The sequence below is a fragment of the Acinetobacter tibetensis genome, assembly GCF_023824315.1.
Lineage (GTDB): Bacteria > Pseudomonadota > Gammaproteobacteria > Pseudomonadales > Moraxellaceae > Acinetobacter > Acinetobacter tibetensis.
Genome location: NZ_CP098732.1, coordinates 618,229 through 643,344, shown reverse-complemented (window position 1 = coordinate 643,344; position 25,116 = coordinate 618,229). Strand labels below are relative to the sequence as shown.

Sequence of the window (25,116 nt, the reverse complement as noted above, 5' to 3'; positions counted from 1 at the left end):
CGCTTAGCTTTATTGTTTTGTCTTACCATTTTGTACGATAACTCAAGCCTAAAATAGTGATATTGGTTTCGGTTTTTACGTTTAAGCCCGCGTATGGGTTGAGTAAAATATTATTCACCCCAGTTTGGTTCGATAAAGTACTGGTATTGGCAGGAATACTGTCTTTACTGCGTAAATAACCAATGGATAAATCTAAGTCTGTATCGGCATCGAAGCGATAACCCACACCCAAACCAAATAATTGCGCATTATTAATAGGCACCATGGTATTGCGTTTGTCATCAGGGATGGCGCTGGTTCTTGGTTCATATCCAGCCCGTAACTTCAAACGATCAGTTGCTGAATATTCAATCCCGATGCCATAGTTCCAAGGTGAATCAAACTTCAAAGGCAATGACAAACTGTTGTCAGTAATGTCTGGCGAAAGGAGTTTGGCAATTTTTAATGCTGAGATAGAACGGTCAAACTCAAATTTGAACTTGTCCCATGCGCGATAATCTGTCCAGCCCACATCCACATTGACTTGTAAATCGGGCAGAAGCATATATTTGATCCCTGCCTGAATATGCTGTGGATATTCAAAGTCCATTGACACCAGACCTGATTCAGTCGCAGGAATACTTTGTGGAAAACCTAAAATTGCCGCAAGAATCTGCCCTGTAGGCGAAGACATCAAACCATTGATCAACTCACGTGGCGCTTTTGAGTTATCAATCGTGTATTTCCCTTTCAAACGCATTTTTGAAGCACTTTGATACACCATACCAAAGCTAAATTCGTCGGTGGGTTCCCACATGACCCCAAGGTTAAAACTCGGACTCAATGATTGCTCCATCGCGACTTCCATCCGACCAAAACGGCCAAATGGATTCATTCCTTCTTGAGCATTACAAATCCCGAGTAATAAAATATCGGTAATCACATCCGAGTTGTCTTTAAATGGGGTACAAACCACCTCATCAATCATGCGTAACATCCCAATCATTTCATTCGGGAAACGCAAATCTGTTTTTAAGGCAAAAGCTTGATAAGACATGCCCACAGATGCACCAATGGAAAGTTCATCATTGACTTCATAGGCGATCGATGGTGACAAATAGGTAAAGCGCTCCAATGCCACCTGTTGTCCCATAAAGTTACTTGGATTGCCATTTTCTGCACCAAATCCAGCCACTAAGGGTGCATAAAATGCTGTGGCAAAAGTGGTTTTCGAACCAGGCGGTTTATATGCTGCACCCGCTGTTGGTGCAAGCATAGGCATACCTTCACCTAAATCGACGACTTTCTTTAAAAAAGGCACATACAGGCTGATATATTCTACATCGCCATTTACAGAGCCTTTGTAATCTGTACAGATGTCTGAAGCCACTTCAGGACCATCATTACACACCAAAGGGTCATCTGAATAACCAAAAACGTTATAGCCTTCAGGTACTGAATACTGACGTTTGATATTAAAGTCTGCCAGAATCCCCTGTACATCGGTTTGCAAACCTTCAATTTTCGTCAATGCCGCAGGGTTATAATGTACCGCACTTACCCCTGGAGGATCGGCTGTGACCGCATTCCCCATCGCAAGTGATCGAATATCTACTGACAAATTTTGCCCGAGTTGAGCAAAAGCCATACTTGAACAGCCCGATAAAACTATCGCTGAAACTAACGGGCTAAGTCGTACCTTGTACATGCGACTGCCCTCTTAGCTGATTTTTTTACCGAAACCTGCAATATCTAATGGGAAGGACAAACCTAAAGATACATCGGGTGCATCTTCAGTTAAGCCAATGCCTAAAGTGCCATTCACAATGGTTTCTGGTGAAACACGTACCCCCAATGAAATCGCAAAGGTTGAACTGGTTTGATCGGCTGGTGAGTAACTTTCACCTGAGGTATATGTAAATTCTGCACCCGTATTGAAACTCTGCTGGTATGACATGGTCATAGATACATCATAGTTAAATGAGTAGGCAAAACCGAATGAAAAACCTCCGCTAATGCCGGGATCAAATTCTTCAATAACTCGCGGACCACGACGCTGATCTAAACCCGACTCTTTGAAACCATAGTTCGCAGATACAGAAGCAAAAAGTACCACAGGATCAATATACTTACGTGTGCTCGCACCCACACCTGCTGAATAATAACCTTTACCTGTGGCTAAGTCGGAAGTTGGATTAATTTCATAAGGACTATCCCCTGTTTTGGTCGAGATGTTTCCAAATAAAATCAAAGGTAAACGTCCAGTTTTAAGCGGGAACGGTTCCCAACGTGTACCTAAAGAGATATCCCCTAAGCCTGCGGTGGAGGTGTCTTTTAAATTGTCCGTCTTTGCAACGAGAGGTAATGAAGCCGTGAAGGTTAAATTATCAAGTACCCCATACTGCATGGTAAAAGTATTGGTTAAGGTGTGGCTGGCATTTTCCTGTACGCGTAATTGATACAGACTACCTTGTGCCATTTCTAAATCTAATTGGGTATCGCGATAATAGGTATAATCCACATCGTAAAATGCAGAAATATCCCCTTTTTTAATTAAAGAGTATTGACGCTCGTTTGAGGTAAATACTTCTTCAAGATTGGTCTGTTTAGTCGCATCACCTTCTTGTTGCTGTAAGGCACTCGAAGCTTGTGGTGGTGGTGTGGTATTGGTTTCTACACTTGATGCAACTGCTGTTTCTTGAGTTCCAACGGTTGTTCCCTGTGTTTCAGCTGTCGTATCGGCTGCATAAGCAGTCCCCATCAAAATTTGAATACTCAGCACCAATAAAGTTTTATTCATCCATTGATTTTTCATTTCCGTCCACTCTATTCTTTTTTTATTTGCTTTAAACCGCTCTATTTGCTCTTGTAATATAGGCGTAAATGTTGATCGACATATTGGCCGTTCATCTCTGATTCTGGGTTATTATTGACAATTCTTGAGATCGTCGCCCCCCGATCCGCCAATTTTTCCATATAAAACTGAGGATATTGAATATCAACCAGTGCATAACGGTTTACTGTTGCATCCTCAACATGGCGCATATCACTATCCTGTAATGCCAATAAATTTTTACGTTGTTCTGGTGGAACACTAATTAGAAATAAGGTGTTATTTTCCCAAACTTGCTTAAAGCGTTCCTCATCAAAACTAATGTTTCCCAAAGCAGGATCTGCCACATAAACGCGGCCATCTTTATAGGCTTTAAACACCACAAAATGTTTAAACCCTGCATATGAGATTGGAACAATGGCTGGCTGTCCCTGTGCGACTAAATCTGAAAACTCACCTTTATAGCCCCCACTCTCTAAACCTAGAGCAGCGACAAAACGCTTCATATCCAGTAGTGAAAAGCTGCGACGCTCAATAATCCTCTCTGACTCACCGAACTTGAGTAAGCCAGTCATGGTCTGTTGTTCCGTCAACTGTGTGCCGACATAACCATTGAGCAATGTCGTTAAGGCAGCAGATCCACAGCTATAGTCATAGGCTTGACGTACAATGCCACGAAATTGATCGATTAATGCAGGTTGAATTTGAACGGTTTCACGGTGCATGCGGGTAAAGGAATCTTGCCGTGAATCCAATGTTTCAGTGTAATAAACTGCCTCAGGAGGTTTTTCTTTTATTTCAAAGGCTTGCGTGGCAAAATAATACATCAATGCCGAGCCAAATGCGATCTCTAACATATTCCCTAACTTTCTGGTGTTCGGCATGACGTGCCTGAAATTTATTATTTTTCTAGAGTAAACACTCTATACTTCCTTGTATTTTGACAACATACCTGTTTTTTCAAAAATAAACAGCTTTTTTTTACTTTTTCGATACTTTTCATAAGTTTTTTGTAAAAAAAAGCGCGTGTATTCACGCGCTTTTCTTAGAAAATGATTAGTGACCTGAAATCGTAATCACAGCACCTGGTGTGTAAACACCCATTGACGGGCTGTAATAAGTTTGTAGACCTTGTACTTCTACATCCCCAATTGACGCAGCCGCTTGGCTACCCAAATGTACACCTTTCACATAGTTATCGACTGCACCACTAGAGCTAATGATACGTAAATAGCCTTTGTTTGCACCTTCTGTACCAATGACACTGATTGATTGATTCAAGGTTAAATCCTTCGCATTTGCATCTGCAACTTTAATGCTGTCTACGAAGATTTGACCTGCTGCGCGGTTACCCGTCGTACCATCACCAGTACCTTCTTTGGTTGAGTTATCCAAAATACCAAGGTTGGTAATTTCTAGACCACCGATCATCTGTGCATTCAACTTCACCATAGCCCCTTGTGGCGCTGCACCCAGTTGAATATTGGCAGACATAGGACCCGTTTTTAAAGATAGACCCGATAAAATTGCATTGTAGTTGGTATCATCTCCGCCACGACGAATACTGGTTGAAGCTGCTGTTGGAAGCGCGCCTGAACCTGTTACCCCAATTTCCCCAATTTTAATATCTAAACCAGAAACCTGAGCACCAATGTTCAGGAATGCACCGCCTGTTCCTGTTGTACCTGCATCAGTATCAATGGTTAAGTCAGCAAGGTTACGTGAAGCAAGTAAGTATGCACCTGCATTATCGTAGTTGGCACCAATCACAATACCGTTGGTTTCATTGGCATCACCTGTTTTGCCATTGCCCTTAATCACGATTGCACCCGCGGTTGAAGTACCACCCAATGCTGTTGTTGCCAAACCATCATTGTCGTGAATGAATAATTTTTCAATTTCAACCTTAGAAATGCCAATTCCGATATTTAAACCATCTTGACCCGTTGTCGCGCTTAATGAAGCATCGTCCATTGCTTGCATAGCCATCGCATTCGCGCTAATAGCCATTGAAGAAACTAAAACAAGTTTAGTTAATTTTTTCATGTTCCACTCTCCCAAGAGTATTCTTTTTCTTTAATGTCAACCACTCGATGCATCTGTTGTTTTATTTGTTTTTCGACAACAGTACATAGTTCCTTGAGTGATCCGTTGGCACCCATAACGTTATAGGTCTGTTATTTTTTGTTCAACTGCTGTTGGTCGTAATGTGAATCTTGCCGACAAACGGTATTTACTGTGTTGTTTCCTTCACATTCGAGTAAAATATAGAATATAGTTTTAATGCCAGCTTTATTAAGCATATGACCAGCCCTTCTCTTTTCCAAAATGTGATTTGTGATCAACCTGTTAATGTTCAAGAAATTCTTTCATGTCTCGATGATCTTCCGCATTTAATTTATTTAAAAAACAATCAAAGCCCGGTCATTGCTTTTCTTCCAAATCAATTTGAATGTGTAAAAAATGGCGTCCGTCAAACTTACCAAAGAACACAGCTTGATCAATATATCTCCATTGAATCCAGTTTAAGTTTTAAACAGTTCGAAAATAATCAATCCAATTCTGATGGATTTCAGGGCGGATTAATGGGCTTCATCAGTTATGATTTTGCCAGTGCGCAACATGTGAAGGTTCACTCAAAAGATCAACCTAGTTTTTGGCTGGGTTTGTTTCAAACTTATTTAAAATTTCAAGATGATGCTTGGTATTTTTATAGTGATGAGCCAGAAGCTGAACAAATTTTCGCATTCATTCAGAACAAATTAGAATCTACATCCAAAGTCACTCCATTACAGCTTACTCAAACCTGTCAAGCACGTTGGAATAAGCAACAATATCAACATGCTTTTACGCAGGTACAAGAATATATTAAAGCAGGAGACTGCTATCAAATTAACCTGACCCAAGAATTTAGCGGACAAGCCGAAGGACGTTTACTTTCCGTGGCACAAGAGTTCTGGCAGTTAACTGATGCACCGTATTCAGGTTATTTAAAAACTGAAGACTTCGAGTTATTGAGCTGCTCTCCTGAGCTTTTTATCGAGTTTTTAGCAGAAAAAAAACTGGTCACTAAACCGATTAAAGGCACTATGCCACGTTATGCAGATGCAGCGCGCGATGCACAATCGAAATACCAATTGCAACACTCTCCTAAAGATCAGGCTGAAAATGTCATGATCGTAGATTTGTTACGTAATGATTTAAGTGTTTATGCGGAAACAGGGACGGTTAAAACCCCAAAATTATTTGAAATTGAATCATTTAATCAAGTTCATCACATGGTCAGTGAAGTCACAGCAACCCTGAAACCCGATGTCAAAGCGTTAGATGTATTGTTGGCGGCCCTACCTGGTGGCTCAATTACAGGCGCACCCAAAATTCGTGCCATGCAAATTATTGAGGAATTAGAAGGTGCGCCACGCGGTGCATATTGTGGATCATTAGGTTATTTTAATTTTAATGGCACAGGTTCATGGAATATTTTGATTCGCTCTATTCAGAAATATCAACAGGATATTTCTTTGTGGGCAGGCGGTGGCATCACGATTGCCTCTGACTGCGATGCTGAATATCAAGAATGTTTTGATAAAGTTTCTGCCATGCTGGATTTTCTCAACACATGGCAGAAGCCGCAATCTTAAGCCAGAATATCTTGCTTTAAGGTTTCAACCAAACGCTGATTTTGCTCATCGGTACCAACGGTAATACGCAAGAATTGATTAATCCGCGGCTTATTGAAATAGCGCACGATAATGCCTCGTTCACGTAATGCAGCGGCTAACTCACCTGCATCTTTATGTGGTAAAGATGCAAAAATGAAGTTGGCTTTAGATGGCAATACCGCAAAACCAAGCTCTTGTAGTTCATTGACCAATTTTTCACGGCTACGAATGACTTTTTCACATTGCTGTTCAAAATACGGCTGATCTTCAAAAGAGGCCACGGCTGCGGCAATCGCAAAGCGATCTATTGGATAAGAGTTGAAACTATTTTTCACTGCTTCCAATGCAGCAATTAAATGCGGCTGTGCAATGGCAAAACCAACTCGTAAACCTGCCAATGAACGAGACTTAGATGTGGTTTGGCAAACCACCAAATTCTCATATTTTTCCACTAATTTAACAGCAGATTCAGCACCAAAATCGACATAAGCTTCATCAATTACCACCACTGAATCTGGGTTGGCTTGCAAAACTTCTTCAATGGCTTCCAACCCTAAAGCAATACTGGTGGGTGCATTCGGATTGGTGATAATAATGCCGCCATTGGCTTGCTTATAGTCATCTACCACAATTTCAAAAGCATCGTTCAAGGGTAAAACTTTGGTTTTGACACCAAAAAACTGGCTATAAACAGGGTAAAAACTGTAGGTAATATCAGAATAAAGGATGGGTTTATCTTGGACAAAAAAAGCCTTAAAGATATGTGCCAAAACTTCGTCGGAACCATTCCCGACAAAAACATTCGCGACATCAATCTGCTGCTGTTTAGCAATTGCTTGCTTTAATGCAGAAGCATCAGGATCTGGATATAAACGTAAAGCATCCGCAGAATCTACTAGTACCGCTTGTACAGCTTCTACCACCTTCGGAGATGGCGGATACGGGTTTTCATTGGTATTTAATTTTAATAAATTTTGAATTTTGGGTTGCTCACCTGGTACATAAGGTTCTAATTCACGTACTTCAGGACTCCAAAAACGCATTTGTGCTGGACTAATATTTGACATTTTATTTCTCTATATTTCCTTTCCTAACCTCTCTTGCGCTTCGCCTTAAAGGAATCCTTAAAGCTTACTCAGCGAGAGGAGGTACGCCTCATTTTTGATTTCATCGATGCGTTCTCTCTCCTTTTAGGAGAGGTTTAGGAAGAAGTTTTAAAATAATTTATTGATAACGATAACGTGCTGAGCGGGCATGGGCATCTAAATTCTCTTGCTGTGCCAAGATATCTGCCGTTTTTGCCAGAGGTTTTACCCCTGCTTGAGAGCACATAATTAAACTTGAGCGCTTTTGAAAATCATACACACCGAGTGGTGATGAAAAACGCGCCGTACCTGAAGTCGGTAACACGTGATTCGGGCCTGCACAGTAATCACCAATCGCTTCAGGTGTATATCGCCCCATAAAGATTGCACCGGCATGGCGAATCTCTTCGGCCATTTCCTGTGCTTCATCTAAGCAAAGCTCTAAATGCTCTGGTGCAACCTGATTAATTAAATCAATCGCTTCTTGACGATCCTTTACCAAGACCAAAGCCCCTCGATTTGCAATTGAAGTGCGCGCAATTTCAGCTTTGGGCAATACCGCTAAATGCTCTTCTACCGCTTGAGCAACTTCATTCAATAGTTGCTCATCAGGCGTAATGAAAATGGCTTGAGCGACGGTATCATGCTCGGCTTGAGACAATACATCCATAGCGAGCCATTTCGCATCATTTTCACCCTCAGCATAAACCAGAATTTCTGAAGGACCTGCAATCATGTCAATGCCAACTTGACCAAACACCGCACGTTTCGCAGCAGCGACAAAACGGTTACCGGGTCCAGTGATTTTATCTACACATGGAACCGTTTCCGTACCATAAGCCAAGGCAGCAACTGCTTGCGCCCCCCCAATAGTAAACACGCGAGTTACCCCAGCCAAATGTGCCGCAGCAAGGACCAATGGATTCAGCTCACCATTCGGTGCGGGTACGACCATAATAATTTCAGGGACACCTGCCACATGAGCTGGCACAGCATTCATCAATACAGAAGATGGATATGACGCCAAACCTCCGGGCACATAAATACCCACGCGATCTAAAGGCGTAACTTTTTGACCTAAGGTATTGCCCAAAGCATCCACATAGGTCCAACCCTCTTGTTTTTGCGCTTGGTGAAACTCTCGAATACGTTCTGCGGCAAACTCCAGTGCTTCACGCACTTCCGAGTTTAAACCCTCAAATGCAGCTTTTAATTCAGCTTGGGTCAGTTCTAGATCTGAAAATTGATGCGCTGGATGTCGATCGAATTGTTGGGTAAGTTTAAGAACATGAGCATCACCATGCTGACGAACATCAGCAATGATTTGGTCTACAGTTTTTAAAAGTTCAGGATCACTTACAGTTTCAAAAGCTAACAAGTCAGCAAAAGCCTGCTTGAAGTTTTGATCTTGAGTCGATAAACGTCGCATCAATTTACCCACAAGGTTTGAATTGGAAAGCGTTAGTTTACCTTGTTTCCATGAAGTTGTGGGTAAGATAACATCAGCATTTCAACTTAGTCTCATCGGAAATGACTTTCATCAATATAAAAATGCTGGATTAGGTGTTCACATCAGGATGATCCCAATCACCATCGCGCTGTATTAACCAATTTAAAGCACCATGCCGCTCTAATACAACCGATGCATTTAAACCCGCTGGTGCTTGCTGATCTTTAAGTCTAGCATCGACACATGCCCAGTCATAACGAAAGATCAAATCCGCTTCATCTAATAATGCTTCAATATCTCTCAGTTTTACTTGTGCCATAAATCCATCAAACGAGTCACATGAAGAAACTGCCTGAATCGCAAAATCACAATCTGCAATGTCGGCAGGATAATTTAGCTCATCGACCACACCCAGTGCCCAAAGTAACGTCCAATAGGCTTCATATTTCCAGATCATATTAATCACATCTTGTGTCGTGCCCTCACGATGGATGATCGCCAGTTCTTTTGGCGTCAATTCAGACCAAACATCAAATTTCTGTATTAGATCTATGATAAAAGCTTGAGTTTCATCATCAAACTGATCATGGTTAAGATCACAGGCAGCCTGAATCACCAATAGACATGCGATCGCGCGTTTTGCAATTTGTTCTGCTGACCTTGGTTCAATCTCATCCGCAGCTTCAATATAAGGTAACCAGTCAATATAAGGCACAGATTGTGATTGTAATTTTAAAATGGATGCTTGCTTTCTTTGTTCTGGTGTTTTCATATGACTCTTCATTATTCAAAAAGTGCTAGCGCATTAAACCATTCATATATCGTTAAGTCAGTCATTTATACAACCTTATTTCCTTCTCTTAAAAAATAAAAAACCGCCCCGAAGGGCGGTTTTAGAATATCGATTAAATTAAGCTTGTTTTGCTTTTTGACGTTCTTCAACTGCGATTTCTAACTGTGCAAGAATCGGATTTAACAAGGCTTGTTTACGCTTAAAACTGGCTTTGTTTACGATCAAACGAGAAGACACTTTACAGATTTCGTCTAAAGGTTCTAAACCATTGGCACGTAACGTATTACCTGTGTCCACTACATCGACAATGTAATCACCTAAACCAACTAAAGGTGCCAGCTCCATAGATCCATAAAGCTTAATCACATCGACTTGCTCACCTAAGCTGGCATAGTATTGACGCGTTAAATTGACATACTTGGTCGCAATTTTCAGACGACCTTTTGGACGCTCCATGCCAACCTTGCCTGCGGTCATCAATTTACAGTTGGCAATTTTAAGATCCAATGGTTCATAGACATTTTGCGCGCCATGTTCCATAAGGACATCTTTACCCGCAACACCTAAATCTGCTGCACCATTTTCCACATAGGTCGGCACATCTGAAGCGCGTAAAATTAAAATACGGACTTGCTTATGTGTAGTTGGAAAAATCAATTTACGGGATTTGTCTGGATCTTCGAGTAAATTGATACCCGCTGTTTCAAGTAAGGGTAAAGTTTCCTTGAGAATACGCCCCTTACTTAATGCCAATGTTAAACCATGATCAAAATTGCCCATTACATTGAAATTAGGATCATCGTTTCTCATGTCACTCATGCACTTACTCGCTTAATTTGAGCACCTAAACCTTGTAATTTTGCTTCAACATCTTCATAACCGCGATCAATATGATAAATACGGTCAATCAACGTTTCACCTTCAGCAGCCAATGCGGCCAAGACCAAAGAGAATGATGCACGTAAATCTGTTGCCATCACGGGTGCCGCAGAAAGCTTCTCAACACCTGTTACGATTGCATCATTTCCTTCAACTTCAATATTTGCCCCCATACGAGACAACTCAGGCACATGCATAAAACGGTTTTCAAAAATCGTTTCTGAAATGGTCGCAAAACCACGACCAATCACGTTTACGGCCATAAGCTGAGCTTGCATATCAGTTGGAAACTCAGGATGTGGCAGTGTACGGAAGCTCACGGCTTTTGGACGTTTACCCAACATATCCAATTCAATCCAATCGTCGCCACGAGTCACTTCCGCGCCCATTTCTTCGAATTTTTCCAGTACCGACTCCATTAAACTTGGATCAGTATGCGTGGTCTTGACACGGCCACCTGTAATCGCAGCAGCGGCTAAATATGAACCTGTTTCAATACGATCGGCGACAACGGCATATTCACAACCATGTAGACTTTCTACACCCGTTACAACAAGCGTATCTGTATCCAAACCTTCAATTTTTGCCCCCATCTTGATCAACATTTTCGCAAGATCGGTAATTTCAGGTTCACGTGCAGCATTACGAATAGTCGTTACACCTTCCGCGAGCGCAGCTGCCATTAAAATATTTTCTGTTCCACCCACAGTCACCATGTCAAAAACGACTTCTCCACCTTTTAGGCGACCATCGACTTTGGCATGCACATAACCATTTTCAACTTCAATCTCAGCACCTAATGCTTCAAGTGCTTTTAAGTGTTGGTCTACTGGGCGTGAACCAATTGCACAACCGCCCGGTAAAGAAACTTTAGCACTACCATAGCGAGCAACCAACGGACCAAGCACTAAAATTGAAGCGCGCATGGTTCTAACCAATTCATAAGGGGCAAATTGGTTGTCTAAAGTTGAAGTATCTGCAGTAACCGTATCACCTTCATAGTTCATTTGAATGCCTAAACCAGCAATCAATTTTACTAAGGTATTTACATCTTTTAAATGCGGTACATTGGTCAATTTGATTGGTGAATCCGCCAAGATCATGGCTGCAAGCAACGGCAATGCTGCATTTTTTGCACCCGAAATTCGGACTTCACCTTCGAGCTTAACGCCACCTTGAATCAAAAATTTATCCATTAATTTTTAAGCTCCAAAAAGGCTAGCTTTGCGCCATTCTTCTTTTGTCATTGCGCGAATGGTCACAGCATGGACTTCACCACTTGCGATGTAAGAGTTCAGTGGAGCATAAACAGTCTGTTGACGTGCAACAGGACGTTTTCCCTCAAACTGATCATCAACAATTCGGAGGTCAAACTTGCCCGCTTGCCCACTAACTGCAACTTCAGCTTCAGGAAAAGCAGTTTTTAAAATTTCAGTGAGCTGTTCACTATTCATGACAAAGACCTCTATACAGGACCAATGGTGTAAAACCCGCCATTTTACTATAAATCAGGAAAAATAATGCATTCATCGCACAATTTTTATATATAAAAAAAGGAGGTTTATCACAAACCTCCCTCGATTAAAATCTAGATCAAGCTAAAAGTGGAGTATGCTCCATCTGCAATTCTCGATATTTGTGTAATTGTCGTTTTAATTTTTCTGTTAATTTTTTAATCGAAGTGTACATATCATCTGCCGTGGCCTGTGCAAACAATTCAATTCCAGGTAAACGAATAATCGCTTCAGCTATATGGTTCGCACTACCTTTTTTTGAATGTTTATCAATTTGATGATCCTTGGACAGCTTCACCTGCATACTATTGACTTGATCTAAATGCTTCGTCATTTCGGCAAATTTTTCACGAATATTCTCTTCAATTGCAGGGGTGATAGTTAAATGATGACCACGAATTGTTATTTGCATAATTCTATCCCTCACCTTCTTTTAGGATTAGCAAAGGTACAGCCGAAATGTTTCACAGCCAGAAAAGAATCTGCACAATCTGATCAAATCATTTCAACCGTCCTTTAAAATAAAAAGAGATTCATTATTTCGTAATAATGAATCTCTAGAATACTCATACTTTAAATTTTAGATCAAGACTTTTCGCTCAGAAGAAGATGGAATGTGTAACGACTCACGATACTTTGCGACCGTACGTCGTGCCACATCAATTCCCTCATCCTTCAACATATTGGCAATCGCATTATCAGACAAAGGCTTACGCGCATTTTCTTCTGCAATCATTTTCTTGATTTTCGCACGAATTGCTGTGGAAGATGCTTCCCCACCCGACGTTGTACCCACATGACTTGAGAAAAAATATTTCAATTCGAATAGCCCACGTGGTGTCAACATATACTTATTGGTTGTCACCCGCGAAACAGTTGACTCATGTAACTCAACCTCTTCTGCAATATCACGCAGCACCAAAGGCTTCATCCCTTCAGCACCAATCTCAAGAAATGTTTTTTGATGTTCGACAATACAAGAGGCCACTTTCAATAAGGTTTTATGCCGTTCATCTACACTTTTAATAAAATTCTTGGCTTCCAACATTTGATTACGCAAATATTGATTTTCATCACTTTGATCTGCTCGACGGATCATGCTGGCATAAAATGAATTTACTCTTAATTTAGGCATCACATCAGGATTCAATTGAACTTGCCAATGATGATTGCGCTTCATGACCACAACATCAGGAATTTGGTAATCAGAATCTTTGTCTTCAAACTCAAGTCCCGGATGTGCTTTCAATGTTTTTAATAAATTCACCGCAGATTTGAGTTGATCTGTATTTAGCCCTGTCTGTTTGAGTAACTTTGCAAGTTCGTTAGAAATCAACAACTCATAATGTTTAAGCAAAATCATCGCTTCATGACGATAAGTCGTTTGAGCAGGTAAACTTTCCAGTTGAACCATTAAACATTCAGCCAGATTTCTAGCACCAATTCCAATTGGATCAAGACGTTGGATATGTTTTAAAACCACAATGACTTCGTCATCTTCTATAACTTCATCATAATCCATAGATGCTAAAAGGTGTTGGACTGATGCCGTAATCTCTGAAATTTCGACATCCAAAAACCCCTTATCATCCAATGAGTCGATAATGCAGTAGGCAATCAAACGATCAATCTGAGAAAAATGAAGCAAATTAATTTGCTCAAGCATATGCTCTTTTAAGCCTATATGACCTTGGCGGTTATCCTCTCGTTCCTCAAATTCAGGACTGCCCAAACTGGTAGATTGGTGGGTATAAACATCATCCCAATCCGTATCCACGGGTAAATCATCAGGTAGATGATCTGCATTTAATTCATTGGTTAAATCACTATTCTCATGCTCTTTTTCTAAGCTTGATAAACTTTCGACACTATTTTGTTCTTCTACTTTTTCTAATAATGGGTTACTGTCGAGTTGAATTTGAATCTCTTGTTCCAACTCTAAACTAGACAATTGAAGCAAACGAATGGCTTGTTGCAACTGAGGAGTCAACGACAATGAGTTCGCAACTTTAAGTCCAACCGATAACTTCATATAATCCTACTCATTACTAATTATTAAATACAAGCAATTTTTATGCCGATTTATATTTTTATAGCATAGTTTTAGTAAAAACCATACAAAATTTTGCTGCGCTTAAGTTCCCCGATAATTTTCTATCATCTCAAACTTAAATCACAAATCATTTGCTCGTACAAATATCACCTCAAGTAACTGATGTGATAAAAATAATGGCCTAACATGATTAGATCTCTTTTATAAATCAAAAAGTGATCATCTTTTTGATTTATATTTGTACCGTAGATTTTTTGGCATTCGTGCAAAATCTGCGGATGAAATACATCGATTTAAAGAAGCTTTCTGAAACACAATTTAAGCGATATAATGGTTGAGCAATTAAAGAAGCATGTTGCAACTCAAGGCAAACCACCGAAGTTAAGTGTGGAATATAAATTTTTCTCTGCCTGAGCTATTGGTGGGAATACCGAACTTTATTTCACGTTGCAACGAGTTACGGGGTTTCAGAACCAACAGCTTCTAGAATTGTTCGTCAAGTTAAAGATACTTTAATTCAGTCAGATTTGTATAATTTGTCCAAAGATATTCCTGAAGGTGAAGGGATAGACTGGAATGTTATAATCGTAGATGCGACTGAAATTTCAATTCAAAGACCTAAAAAACAGAAGAAAAGCTATAGTGGTAAGAAAAAGGCTCAAACATTTAAGGTACAAGTGCTCATGTACTATAAAACTCAGCAAATACTAAGTTTATACATGAGCAAAAGCGCAGTACATAACTTTAAACTGTTTAAATGCGATCTGCATTTAAACCCCTAAAATTCATTTATCCTTGCAGATAAAGGGTATCAAGGGATTTATGCTCTATATTCCAATAGCCTATTACCCACCAAGGCTAAAAAACGATGTGTATTAGATATAATCGAGAAATTAATACAAGAAGAATAGGCATTGAGCAAATATTTACAATTGCGAGCTGAGTAAAATATGATTTATGAAAGAAGTCTATTATATGTTTTTAAAATCACTCCCTCATCTTTCATACAGTACAATAGATTGATTTTCATTAAGAATATTTTAAAAATTTCTATAACAAGGCCAATTTCCACTCTCAACCTTTAGATTGCTGCACCAATAACAAAGAAATTGATTAAAAATCTAAGCTCACCTTACTAAAATCCGTAGAATTGAACTGGCGTTAAAATCTTTTGAAGTTAGATTTTTGGTCAGCTTTAGCACGTGATCCCTAATATTAAGTTTTATTTAAGGCTATCAGTCATTAAACTCATTCCCAAAAGAAATAAGCCAATCCCACCAGACAGTTGCAATATGGTATTCAACATGATCAAGCTCAACTTATAGTTCTTATCATTTCACAGGTTTATCATAGAATAGATATAAATAAAATTTGATCTTATAATAAAAAACACCCCCTAACGTTGGTTAGGGGGTGTTTGAATAAATGAGCTGGCGATGACTTACTCTCACATGGGTAACCCCACACTACCATCAGCGCTAAGAGGTTTCACTTCTGAGTTCGGGAAGGGATCAGGTGGTTCACTCTTGCTATTGTCGCCAGCACAACTGTTTATGACTATTCGTTATGGTCTTATTTACACAGCGTGTATGCCTAACTTTCGTCAAATGAGTTATTAACAGGTATATTTGAGTTGGATATTGTATCTAGCTTTATAACTAAATCAAGTTATTTGCAGTGATTTGAACCACAACACCAACTGTTTGGGTGTTGTATAGTCAAGCCTCACGAGCAATTAGTATTGGTCAGCTTCACATATCACTATGCTTCCACATCCAACCTATCAACGTCGTAGTCTTCAACGGCTCTTTAGAGGACATAAAGTCCTAGGGAAATCTTATCTTGAGGTAGGCTTCCCGCTTAGATGCTTTCAGCGGTTATCCCTTCCGAACATAGCTACCCGGCGATGCGACTGGCGTCACAACCGGTACACCAGAGGTTCGTCCACTCTGGTCCTCTCGTACTAGGAGCAGATCCTCTCAAATTTCCAGCGCCCACGGTAGATAGGGACCGAACTGTCTCACGACGTTCTAAACCCAGCTCGCGTACCTCTTTAAATGGCGAACAGCCATACCCTTGGGACCTGCTTCAGCCCCAGGATGAGATGAGCCGACATCGAGGTGCCAAACACCGCCGTCGATATGAACTCTTGGGCGGTATCAGCCTGTTATCCCCAGAGTACCTTTTATCCGTTGAGCGATGGCCCTTCCATACAGAACCACCGGATCACTAAGACCTACTTTCGTACCTGCTCGACTTGTGGGTCTCGCAGTTAAGCGCGCTTTTGCCTTTATACTCTACGCGTGATTTCCGACCACGCTGAGCGCACCTTCGTACTCCTCCGTTACTCTTTAGGAGGAGACCGCCCCAGTCAAACTACCCACCAGACATGGTCCTCGTCCCGGATAACGGGACAGAGTTAGAACCTCAATATTACCAGGGTGGTATTTCAAGGACGGCTCCATTGGAACTAGCGTTCCAACTTCAAAGCCTCCCACCTATCCTACACAAGTAAGATCAAAGTTCAATGTCAAGCTGCAGTAAAGGTTCACGGGGTCTTTCCGTCTAGCCGCGGGTACACCGCATCTTCACGGCGAATTCGATTTCACTGAGTCTCTGCTGGAGACAGCGCCCCCATCATTATGCCATTCGTGCAGGTCGGAACTTACCCGACAAGGAATTTCGCTACCTTAGGACCGTTATAGTTACGGCCGCCGTTTACTGGGGCTTCGATCAAGAGCTTCGCTTACGCTAACCCCATCAATTAACCTTCCAGCACCGGGCAGGCATCACACCCTATACGTCCACTTTCGTGTTTGCAGAGTGCTATGTTTTTAATAAACAGTTGCAGGGGCCTGGTTTCTGTGGCTGCCAATAGCTCATCCCGCGAGGGGAATCACCGTCAGCAGCGTACCTTCTCCCGAAGTTACGGTACCATTTTGCCTAGTTCCTTCAGCAGAGTTCTCTCAAGCGCTTTGGTCTACTCGACCTGACCACCTGTGTCGGTTTCGGGTACGATTCCTGTGTAACTGAAGCTTAGAGACTTTTCCTGGAAGCATGGTATCAGCCACTTCACTGTACAAGTACAGCTTGCTATCAGTTCTCAGCATAGAGTACCCCGGATTTGCCTAAGATACATGCCTACAACCTTTCACCTGGACAACCAACGCCAGGCTGACTTAACCTTCTCCGTCCTCTCATCGCATTACACAGAAGTATTGGAATATTAACCAATTTCCCATCGACTACGCCTCTCGGCCTCGCCTTAGGGGTCGACTCACCCAGCCCCGATTAACGTTGGACTGGAACCCTTGGTCTTTCAGCGTGCGAGTTTTTCACTCGCATTGTCGTTACTCACGTCAGCATTCGCACTTCTGATACCTCCAGCATACTTCTCAATACACCTTCATCGGCTTACAGAACGCTCCCCTACCACTTGCAATAAATTGCAAATCCGCAGCTTCGGCATATAGTTTTAGCCCCGTTACATCTTCCGCGCAGGCCGACTCGACTAGTGAGCTATTACGCTTTCTTTAAAGGGTGGCTGCTTCTAAGCCAACCTCCTAGCTGTCTATGCCTTCCCACATCGTTTCCCACTTAACTATAATTTTGGGGCCTTAGCTGGCGGTCTGGATTGTTTTCCTCTTGACTACGGACGTTAGCACCCGCAGTCTGTCTCCCGGATAGTACTCATAGGTATTCGGAGTTTGCATCGGTTTGGTAAGTCGGGATGACCCCCTAGCCGAAACAGTGCTCTACCCCCTATGGTATTCGTCCGAGGCGCTACCTAAATAGCTTTCGGGGAGAACCAGCTATCACCAGGCTTGATTAGCCTTTCACCCCTATCCACAAGTCATCCCCTGGCTTTTCAACGACAGTGGGTTCGGTCCTCCAGTTAGTGTTACCCAACCTTCAACCTGCTCATGGATAGATCGCCTGGTTTCGGGTCTACACCCAGCAACTAAACGCCCTATTAAGACTCGATTTCTCTACGGCTCCCCTATTCGGTTAACCTTGCTACTGAATGTAAGTCGCTGACCCATTATACAAAAGGTACGCAGTCACCGAACTAGTCGGCTCCCACTGCTTGTATGCATGCGGTTTCAGGATCTATTTCACTCCCCTCACAGGGGTTCTTTTCGCCTTTCCCTCACGGTACTGGTTCACTATCGGTCAGTCAGGAGTATTTAGCCTTGGAGGATGGTCCCCCCATATTCAGACAAGGTTTCACGTGCCTCGCCCTACTCGACATCATCATATCAGCCCTTTCGTGTACAGGACTATCACCCACTATGGTTGCACTTCCCAGAGCATTCCACTAAAACTGATATGACTTAATGGGCTTTTCCCCGTTCGCTCGCCGCTACTAAGGGAATCTCAATTGATTTCTTTTCCTAAGGGTACTGAGATGTTTCACTTCCCCTCGTTCGCCTTGCAACACTATGTATTCATGTTGCAATACCTACCTTATAGTAGGTGGGTTTCCCCATTCAGAAATCTCCGGATCACAGGATATTTGCCGCCTCCCCGGAGCTTATCGCAGGCTATTACGTCTTTCATCGCCTCTGACTGCCAAGGCATCCACCACATGCACTTAATTACTTGACTATACAACCCCAAACAGTCGTAGCACCTACAAGTAGTACTAGGACAGATCGATTGCTCGATCATACAGTTTGTTGTTCTGTGTACTTAAACACGGTACAGCTTCAATTCAATTCACATACCAAAACGCTTGATTCAGTTAATTTCGCTAGTAACTCATTTAATCACTTCATAGTTGCCTATGTCGTTTTCAACGAGTATGAACAAATTATTTCAACTCAAATATATTCTGTTAATGATTTTTCCAGCCTTCGTCAGGTCAGGAAACTGTGATAAATCACAGAAGTTAATAAAACAAGATCTTCCAATCTCTATTCACTAATTTCTATAATCTAACTACTTAGCTTATATATTGATATTCAATATATGGTGGAGACTAGGAGAGTCGAACTCCTGACCTCCTGCGTGCAAAGCAGGCGCTCTACCAACTAAGCTAAGTCCCCAGCTTATCAATAAGTTAATGTCTCTGTTTTTCTGTATTCAGCATTTCTTCAAATGCTTCGTTAGTCAGATTTGGTGGGTCTGACAAGACTTGAACTTGTGACCCCACGCTTATCAAGCGTGTGCTCTAACCAACTGAGCTACAGACCCTCAGATACATCGTCATGAAGAACAACTTGTTGTGGATTCTTACCAATCGTCAATCTTTCGTTAAGGAGGTGATCCAGCCGCAGGTTCCCCTACGGCTACCTTGTTACGACTTCACCCCAGTCATCGGCCACACCGTGGTAAGCGTCCTCCTTACGGTTAGACTACCTACTTCTGGTGCAACAAACTCCCATGGTGTGACGGGCGGTGTGTACAAGGCCCGGGAACGTATTCACCGCGGCATTCTGATCCGCGATTACTAGCGATTCCGACTTCATGGAGTCGAGTTGCAGACTCCAATCCGGACTACGATCGGCTTTTTGAGATTAGCATCCTATCGCTAGGTAGCAACCCTTTGTACCGACCATTGTAGCACGTGTGTAGCCCTGGTCGTAAGGGCCATGATGACTTGACGTCGTCCCCGCCTTCCTCCAGTTTGTCACTGGCAGTATCCTTAAAGTTCCCACCCGAAGTGCTGGCAAATAAGGAAAAGGGTTGCGCTCGTTGCGGGACTTAACCCAACATCTCACGACACGAGCTGACGACAGCCATGCAGCACCTGTATGTAAGTTCCCGAAGGCACCAATCCATCTCTGGAAAGTTCTTACTATGTCAAGACCAGGTAAGGTTCTTCGCGTTGCATCGAATTAAACCACATGCTCCACCGCTTGTGCGGGCCCCCGTCAATTCATTTGAGTTTTAGTCTTGCGACCGTACTCCCCAGGCGGTCTACTTATCGCGTTAGCTGCGCCACTAAAGCCTCAAAGGCCCCAACGGCTAGTAGACATCGTTTACGGCATGGACTACCAGGGTATCTAATCCTGTTTGCTCCCCATGCTTTCGTACCTCAGCGTCAGTATTAGGCCAGATGGCTGCCTTCGCCATCGGTATTCCTCCAGATCTCTACGCATTTCACCGCTACACCTGGAATTCTACCATCCTCTCCCATACTCTAGCTGACCAGTATCGAATGCAATTCCTAAGTTAAGCTCAGGGATTTCACATCCGACTTAATCAGCCGCCTACGCACGCTTTACGCCCAGTAAATCCGATTAACGCTCGCACCCTCTGTATTACCGCGGCTGCTGGCACAGAGTTAGCCGGTGCTTATTCTGCGAGTAACGTCCACTATCCAGTAGTATTAGTACTAGTAGCCTCCTCCTCGCTTAAAGTGCTTTACAACCAAAAGGCCTTCTTCACACACGCGGCATGGCTGGATCAGGGTTCCCCCCATTGTCCAATATTCCCCACTGCTGCCTCCCGTAGGAGTCTGGGCCGTGTCTCAGTCCCAGTGTGGCGGATCATCCTCTCAGACCCGCTACAGATCGTCGCCTTGGTAGGCCTTTACCCCACCAACTAGCTAATCCGACTTAGGCTCATCTATTAGCGCAAGGTCCGAAGATCCCCTGCTTTCCCCCGTAGGGCGTATGCGGTATTAGCATTCCTTTCGGAATGTTGTCCCCCACTAATAGGCAGATTCCTAAGCATTACTCACCCGTCCGCCGCTAAGTGATTGTGCAAGCACAACCACTCCGCTCGACTTGCATGTGTTAAGCCTGCCGCCAGCGTTCAATCTGAGCCATGATCAAACTCTTCAGTTTAAAATCAGTAGTACCTATAAGGGTACCAATCTTGGCTCATCAATTTTCTGACAAATATTTCTCAAATAAACTTCGAGTAATTTCTACCATCAATCAATGAAAATAATTTCGATCAATCAATCAGTAAAAATCCACACAAGTTGTTCTTCATAATCTCTTAATGATCTTCTTGATGACTCGTCATCATCAAGCTAGGTCGGCTATGTTACTCTAATCTAAGTTAAAGTCAACAGGTTTTGTTAATTATTTTTAAACCTCTTCAAGACTTCCAGATTCTACCGCTTGGGCTAAATCCTTGTTTCTCAACAAGTTTTAATCAACATCACCGCCGATGGATGTGCATTCTACAGCATTTCACATCCCTTGCAATACCCTTTTTAAATTTTATTCGAAAATAATGTTCATATGATTAATTAACAACCTATTACGCGGTTTTATTACATATTTTGATCAAATTTGTTTTAATACTCTGAAGAAAACAACTGTTACAATACGCTCCATACCCTTTATTTTAGACTTCTTATTTTGCTTATGACATTAAGAACCGTCTTGGATCTATTATGCAACATACTCACTATTATTTATGTGCGACACTTTTAGCTGTTAGTTTTGCTTCTACTGTTCAAGCAAATGATGATCTATCTGCTACAGCTTCAAGCGACACTCCTGTAAATGAAGTTGCACCTGATGCATCATCTACTACTCAGGTTTCTAGACTTGAGTCATTAAAAGAACTCAAAAATGTAAAAGCAAATGATTTAAAAGTGAATGCAAATGCTGCACAGCCCGATAGCATCAAAGACCCTTTAGAAGCATTAAACCGTGAAACCTTTGCCTTCAATGATTTCTTAGACCGAAATTTTGCTAGACCAGTAGCAGTACAATATAAAACTAAAGTTCCTGACAGTGTCCGTGGTGCTTATCGTGCATTTCGTAAAAACTTAAATGAACCTTGGAATGCCGTAAATCAATTGGTGCAAGGGCGCCCATCACGTGCTGCAAAGTCTTTAGGTCGCTTTACGATTAATACTGTGACAACTTTAGGTTTTGCTGATCCTGCACGACGTTTAGGTCTAGACATGGAAGAAGAAGGCTTTGGCACAACACTTGGTTATTATAGTGTCCCTTCTGGTCCATATTTGGTTTTACCTATTATAGGTCCAAGTACTTTCCGTGATGGATTTGGTTTTGCTGTTGATGGTCAAGCACGCCCACAAAAATACATCTTTGCAGATAACGATGGCTTATATTGGTCAGATCAATTGCTCCGTGGTATTGATACACGCGCCCAAATCCTTGATGTAGAAAATGTATTACAAGGTGACCGTTACGCAGCGATTCGAGATATCTATTTACAACGTAAGAATTTTGAAATTGCGCAAAAGCAAGGGCTTGATGCTGACAATATTTCCTTTGTCGACGAAGAACCTGATGATGGTATTGATGATACGCAAGATTCAGATAACTCACCATCGTCTGAATAATTTGTAAAACTTATTTGCACTGAAAAGCATTATTTTTTCTAGCAATTACTTGATTGATATAGTACATCTAACGATGTAAATCTAAAGGATCATACAATATATATATGTATTTCATTCAACCAACTCGTAATATTCCTTATTTAGATCAGGTGCTTAATACACTCCCAAGTGTGCAGATGATTCAAATTAATGATATTGACTTGTATGATCCTACGATTATCGCGATTGCCGATGTACAAGATTATCTGACCCATCAGTGGAGTTTGCCCACAATTGTTATGGCCTTTGAAAACGAAGGGACCGCTTTGGCTCAGGCTTGGGAGCTCGGCGCCCTTGCAGGTTGGATTTGGAATCGTTTACCTGCCAATCCTGAACATTCATTATTAAAAATTGATGCTCAATATAAGCGTAATCAGGACAGTCGTGATTTACCGTCTGCTGCTGAACTTCAGAAACGATTACTCCCAAACCCGATTGAACTGACCAATTATCGTATAGAAACACTGTTCCAACCTTCGGCCTATCTTTCTGGCGATTGGTACGACTATTGGAAGCTCAGTGACAAAGAAATTATTTTCTATTTGGCCGATGTGTCTGGTCATGGTGTCACCAGCAGTTTACTCACTTCTTGGATGGCTGCGTTTCATGGCCGCTCAAAAACACCAAGAGAATTGATTAAGAAACTGAATGGGATGTTGGTACAAGAAAATATTGAAAAGCACATCACCATGATTGCCGGTACATTGAATTTAGAAACCCATGTTTTAAAATGGTCGAGCGCTGGACACTATCCTCCTGCAATTATGCTAGAACCCAATCATCCACCTAAAATTTTAAATACCAGTAGTTTTCCACTCGGTTTAACGGAAGATTTAGAAGTAGAAGAATTCGAATGTCTATTAAATAAGCATTCACGTTTCATTATTTGCTCGGATGGTGCTCTTGAACCTTTTGATGGTGGATTGAACGAACAATTCGAACAATTGGTCTTCCATTTGCAAAATCAATCATTTCAAGCCCCTGAACATGTGGCAGATGATATTGCTATCTTAAGTTTATGCAGAATGAATTAAATTAATTTTCAACAACTTAAACAATTCAATAGGTATCTACGACTCAAGAATACTTGAGTCTACAGTTGCCCTATGTGATAATTTTAAAATCCTTCTCTGCAAATGGCATTTATATGTCAACAGGTCATGTTGAATATGCAAGTTTGGACGGAACGCATATTTTTAAGCTTATCGGCGAAGTGCGAGCCCAATCTTGTATCAGTCTAGACAAACTTTTAAACCGTATTGAACAACAGTCGAATGTCGTTGGGGCAATCGTAGATTTAACCCAAACTACATTCATCGATAGCACAGTGCTAGGCATTTTAGCGAAACTTGGTTTGAAGCTAAAACAAGCTCACAACATTCAGGCCGTCATGTTATCAACCAATCCAGATATTACGACTTTAGCCAATAGCATGGGCTTAGGTCAGGTTTTCGTCATCTTGAATTACTGCGGTGATCCAAGCGTATGTACACGTGAGTTAATGGAAGAACACGTAACCAACTCAAGTATGCTGACAACCGTACTTGATGCGCACAAAACCTTGATGAAATTGAACGAAAATAATCAAAATATGTTTGAACCGCTGGTCAAACAACTCCAAAAAGAACAAGATAATTTGGAACAAGCGTCTCATCAACAAAACGCTTAATGTACTTGCTACAAGGATAAACTGATGTCTTTACTTTCTGTTGCTCAAATGAATTCTCAAAATGACATTGAAGAAAACTTCAAGGTCATCGAATCATTGATTCAACAGAGTAAAGCACAGGGTTCTTCTTTGGTGGTGTTCCCTGAAAATTTCGTGTGCTTTGCCGCAGGCAAACAACGTGAAACAGCAGCACAGTTCGAAACGATCCAAAAACGACTCGAAACTTTAGCTCACCAGTATCAAATCTGGCTGATTGCAGGAACTTTACCTTGCCCCTTCCGTCCTGATGGTTCTGTGATTGAAGATGGTCGTGTGCGCACAGTCAGTTTGTGTATTAGCCCTGAGCGTACAGAAGCGCGTTACGACAAAATTCACTTGTTTGATGTACAAGTCGGTGATGCTGTCGGTGGCTACCAAGAATCTAAGTTTTTTGAACCAGGCTCAGATATTGTTGTTGCACAAACTCCTTTTGGCAACATTGGGATGATGGTCTGCTATGACCTTCGTTTCCCTGAACTGGCTTTACATTTACGTGCTCGTGGTGCCAATATTTTAACTGCTCCTTCTGCCTTTACTTACACCACTGGTCAAATGCATTGGCAATTACTTTTACAAGCGCGTGCCATGGACAGTCAATGCCAAGTGCTCGGGGCTGCTCAACAAGGCTGGCATGGTGAAAAACGCCAAACATGGGGACATACTGCCGCGACCAATAGTCGTGGGCAAGTACTCGATATTATTACAACTGAGGGTGCACAGCTCATTACTGTACCTTTTGACTTACAAGAACAACAACAAATTCGTGAGTCCATGCCTTTAATGCAACATCGCCGATTGGTTCAGTTTGGTTAAAAAGCCTACCCCACCTTATTTCTTTTGGGT

18 protein-coding genes, 2 tRNA genes and 3 rRNA genes are annotated in these 25,116 nt (G+C 41.8%); 6 read left to right on the top strand and 17 right to left on the bottom strand.

Going from position 1 to position 25,116, the window contains the following annotated elements; genetic code table 11:
* Positions 1-22 precede the first annotated feature (22 nt).
* The 4 genes from filD to filA form a co-directional block, all read right to left on the bottom strand.
* Complete coding sequence (gene filD / locus M5E07_RS03080; protein ID WP_044740840.1) at positions 23-1,687, bottom strand: putative pilus system OmpP1/FadL family transporter FilD; 1,665 nt, start codon at positions 1,685-1,687, stop codon at positions 23-25.
* A 12-nt stretch (positions 1,688-1,699) separates the two neighbouring features.
* Entirely contained in the window at positions 1,700-2,794 is a 1,095-nt protein-coding gene (gene filC, locus M5E07_RS03075) for a putative pilus system protein FilC (RefSeq protein WP_252221803.1), read from the bottom strand.
* 41 nt (positions 2,795-2,835) lie between these two features.
* Positions 2,836-3,669, bottom strand: a complete 834-nt coding sequence (gene filB / locus M5E07_RS03070; RefSeq protein ID WP_116762808.1) for a putative pilus system C39 family peptidase FilB — start codon at positions 3,667-3,669, stop codon at positions 2,836-2,838.
* A gap of 199 nt (positions 3,670-3,868) precedes the next feature.
* On the bottom strand, positions 3,869-4,858 hold the full coding sequence (gene filA / locus M5E07_RS03065; RefSeq protein WP_252221800.1) for a putative pilus system protein FilA: 990 nt from the start codon (positions 4,856-4,858) through the stop codon (positions 3,869-3,871).
* Between the two features lie 257 nt (positions 4,859-5,115).
* Between filA and pabB the strand changes: the two genes are divergently transcribed.
* Positions 5,116-6,453, top strand: a complete 1,338-nt coding sequence (gene pabB, locus M5E07_RS03060) for an aminodeoxychorismate synthase component I (RefSeq protein ID WP_252221797.1) — start codon at positions 5,116-5,118, stop codon at positions 6,451-6,453.
* Here the strand turns inward: pabB and hisC are convergent.
* The 8 genes from hisC to M5E07_RS03020 form a co-directional block, all read right to left on the bottom strand.
* Positions 6,450-7,541 carry a histidinol-phosphate transaminase gene (hisC, locus tag M5E07_RS03055; protein WP_252221794.1) on the bottom strand — a complete coding sequence of 364 codons (1,092 nt, stop codon included), beginning with the start codon at positions 7,539-7,541 and terminating at the stop codon, positions 6,450-6,452. The genes pabB and hisC overlap by 4 nt on opposite strands.
* A 157-nt stretch (positions 7,542-7,698) precedes the next feature.
* On the bottom strand, positions 7,699-9,000 hold the full coding sequence (hisD, locus tag M5E07_RS03050) for a histidinol dehydrogenase (RefSeq protein WP_165495574.1): 1,302 nt from the start codon (positions 8,998-9,000) through the stop codon (positions 7,699-7,701).
* 118 nt (positions 9,001-9,118) lie between these two features.
* Complete coding sequence (locus M5E07_RS03045; protein ID WP_252221791.1) at positions 9,119-9,781, bottom strand: DUF4272 domain-containing protein; 663 nt, start codon at positions 9,779-9,781, stop codon at positions 9,119-9,121.
* Positions 9,782-9,919: 138 nt separating this feature from the next.
* Complete coding sequence (gene hisG / locus M5E07_RS03040; protein WP_116762818.1) at positions 9,920-10,621, bottom strand: ATP phosphoribosyltransferase; 702 nt, start codon at positions 10,619-10,621, stop codon at positions 9,920-9,922.
* A complete protein-coding gene (gene murA / locus M5E07_RS03035; protein ID WP_116762820.1) occupies positions 10,618-11,877 on the bottom strand; it encodes a UDP-N-acetylglucosamine 1-carboxyvinyltransferase in 1,260 nt (419 codons plus the stop codon). Before murA ends, hisG begins: the two co-directional genes overlap by 4 nt.
* 6 nt (positions 11,878-11,883) lie before the next feature.
* A complete protein-coding gene (ibaG, locus tag M5E07_RS03030) occupies positions 11,884-12,135 on the bottom strand; it encodes a BolA family iron metabolism protein IbaG (RefSeq protein ID WP_016167324.1) in 252 nt (83 codons plus the stop codon).
* Positions 12,136-12,274: 139 nt separating this feature from the next.
* The gene (hpf, locus tag M5E07_RS03025) at positions 12,275-12,607 is read right to left on the bottom strand and encodes a ribosome hibernation-promoting factor, HPF/YfiA family (RefSeq protein ID WP_252221788.1); all 333 of its coding nucleotides are present in this window, start codon (positions 12,605-12,607) and stop codon (positions 12,275-12,277) included.
* A gap of 168 nt (positions 12,608-12,775) precedes the next feature.
* On the bottom strand, positions 12,776-14,227 hold the full coding sequence (locus M5E07_RS03020) for an RNA polymerase factor sigma-54 (RefSeq protein WP_252221785.1): 1,452 nt from the start codon (positions 14,225-14,227) through the stop codon (positions 12,776-12,778).
* 419 nt (positions 14,228-14,646) lie between these two features.
* Between M5E07_RS03020 and M5E07_RS16350 the strand changes: the two genes are divergently transcribed.
* Complete coding sequence (locus M5E07_RS16350; protein ID WP_350464059.1) at positions 14,647-15,030, top strand: transposase family protein; 384 nt, start codon at positions 14,647-14,649, stop codon at positions 15,028-15,030.
* A gap of 646 nt (positions 15,031-15,676) precedes the next feature.
* Here the strand turns inward: M5E07_RS16350 and rrf are convergent.
* From rrf to M5E07_RS02995, 5 genes are all read right to left on the bottom strand, one after another.
* Positions 15,677-15,791 (bottom strand): 5S ribosomal RNA (gene rrf, locus M5E07_RS03015).
* Between the two features lie 171 nt (positions 15,792-15,962).
* Positions 15,963-18,856 (bottom strand): 23S ribosomal RNA (locus M5E07_RS03010).
* Positions 18,857-19,220: 364 nt separating this feature from the next.
* A tRNA-Ala gene (locus tag M5E07_RS03005) sits at positions 19,221-19,296 on the bottom strand.
* Positions 19,297-19,367: 71 nt separating this feature from the next.
* Positions 19,368-19,444 (bottom strand) — tRNA-Ile (locus M5E07_RS03000).
* A 61-nt stretch (positions 19,445-19,505) separates the two neighbouring features.
* A 16S ribosomal RNA gene (locus M5E07_RS02995) occupies positions 19,506-21,042 on the bottom strand.
* Together the 16S, 23S and 5S rRNA genes with 2 tRNA genes alongside form the textbook arrangement of a ribosomal RNA operon.
* 560 nt (positions 21,043-21,602) lie before the next feature.
* On the opposite strand from M5E07_RS02995, the gene M5E07_RS02990 reads away from it, so the two are divergent.
* From M5E07_RS02990 to M5E07_RS02975, 4 genes are all read left to right on the top strand, one after another.
* On the top strand, positions 21,603-22,526 hold the full coding sequence (locus M5E07_RS02990; protein ID WP_252221782.1) for an MlaA family lipoprotein: 924 nt from the start codon (positions 21,603-21,605) through the stop codon (positions 22,524-22,526).
* Positions 22,527-22,630: 104 nt separating this feature from the next.
* Positions 22,631-23,599 (top strand): RsbU family protein phosphatase GigA, encoded by a 969-nt coding sequence (gene gigA / locus M5E07_RS02985; RefSeq protein ID WP_252221779.1) that lies wholly within the window; start codon positions 22,631-22,633, stop codon positions 23,597-23,599.
* Positions 23,600-23,712: 113 nt separating this feature from the next.
* Positions 23,713-24,234 carry an anti-anti-sigma factor GigB gene (gigB, locus tag M5E07_RS02980; RefSeq protein WP_044738938.1) on the top strand — a complete coding sequence of 174 codons (522 nt, stop codon included), beginning with the start codon at positions 23,713-23,715 and terminating at the stop codon, positions 24,232-24,234.
* A gap of 24 nt (positions 24,235-24,258) precedes the next feature.
* Entirely contained in the window at positions 24,259-25,086 is an 828-nt protein-coding gene (locus M5E07_RS02975; protein WP_116761429.1) for a carbon-nitrogen hydrolase family protein, read from the top strand.
* The last annotated feature ends 30 nt before the right edge of the window (positions 25,087-25,116 follow it).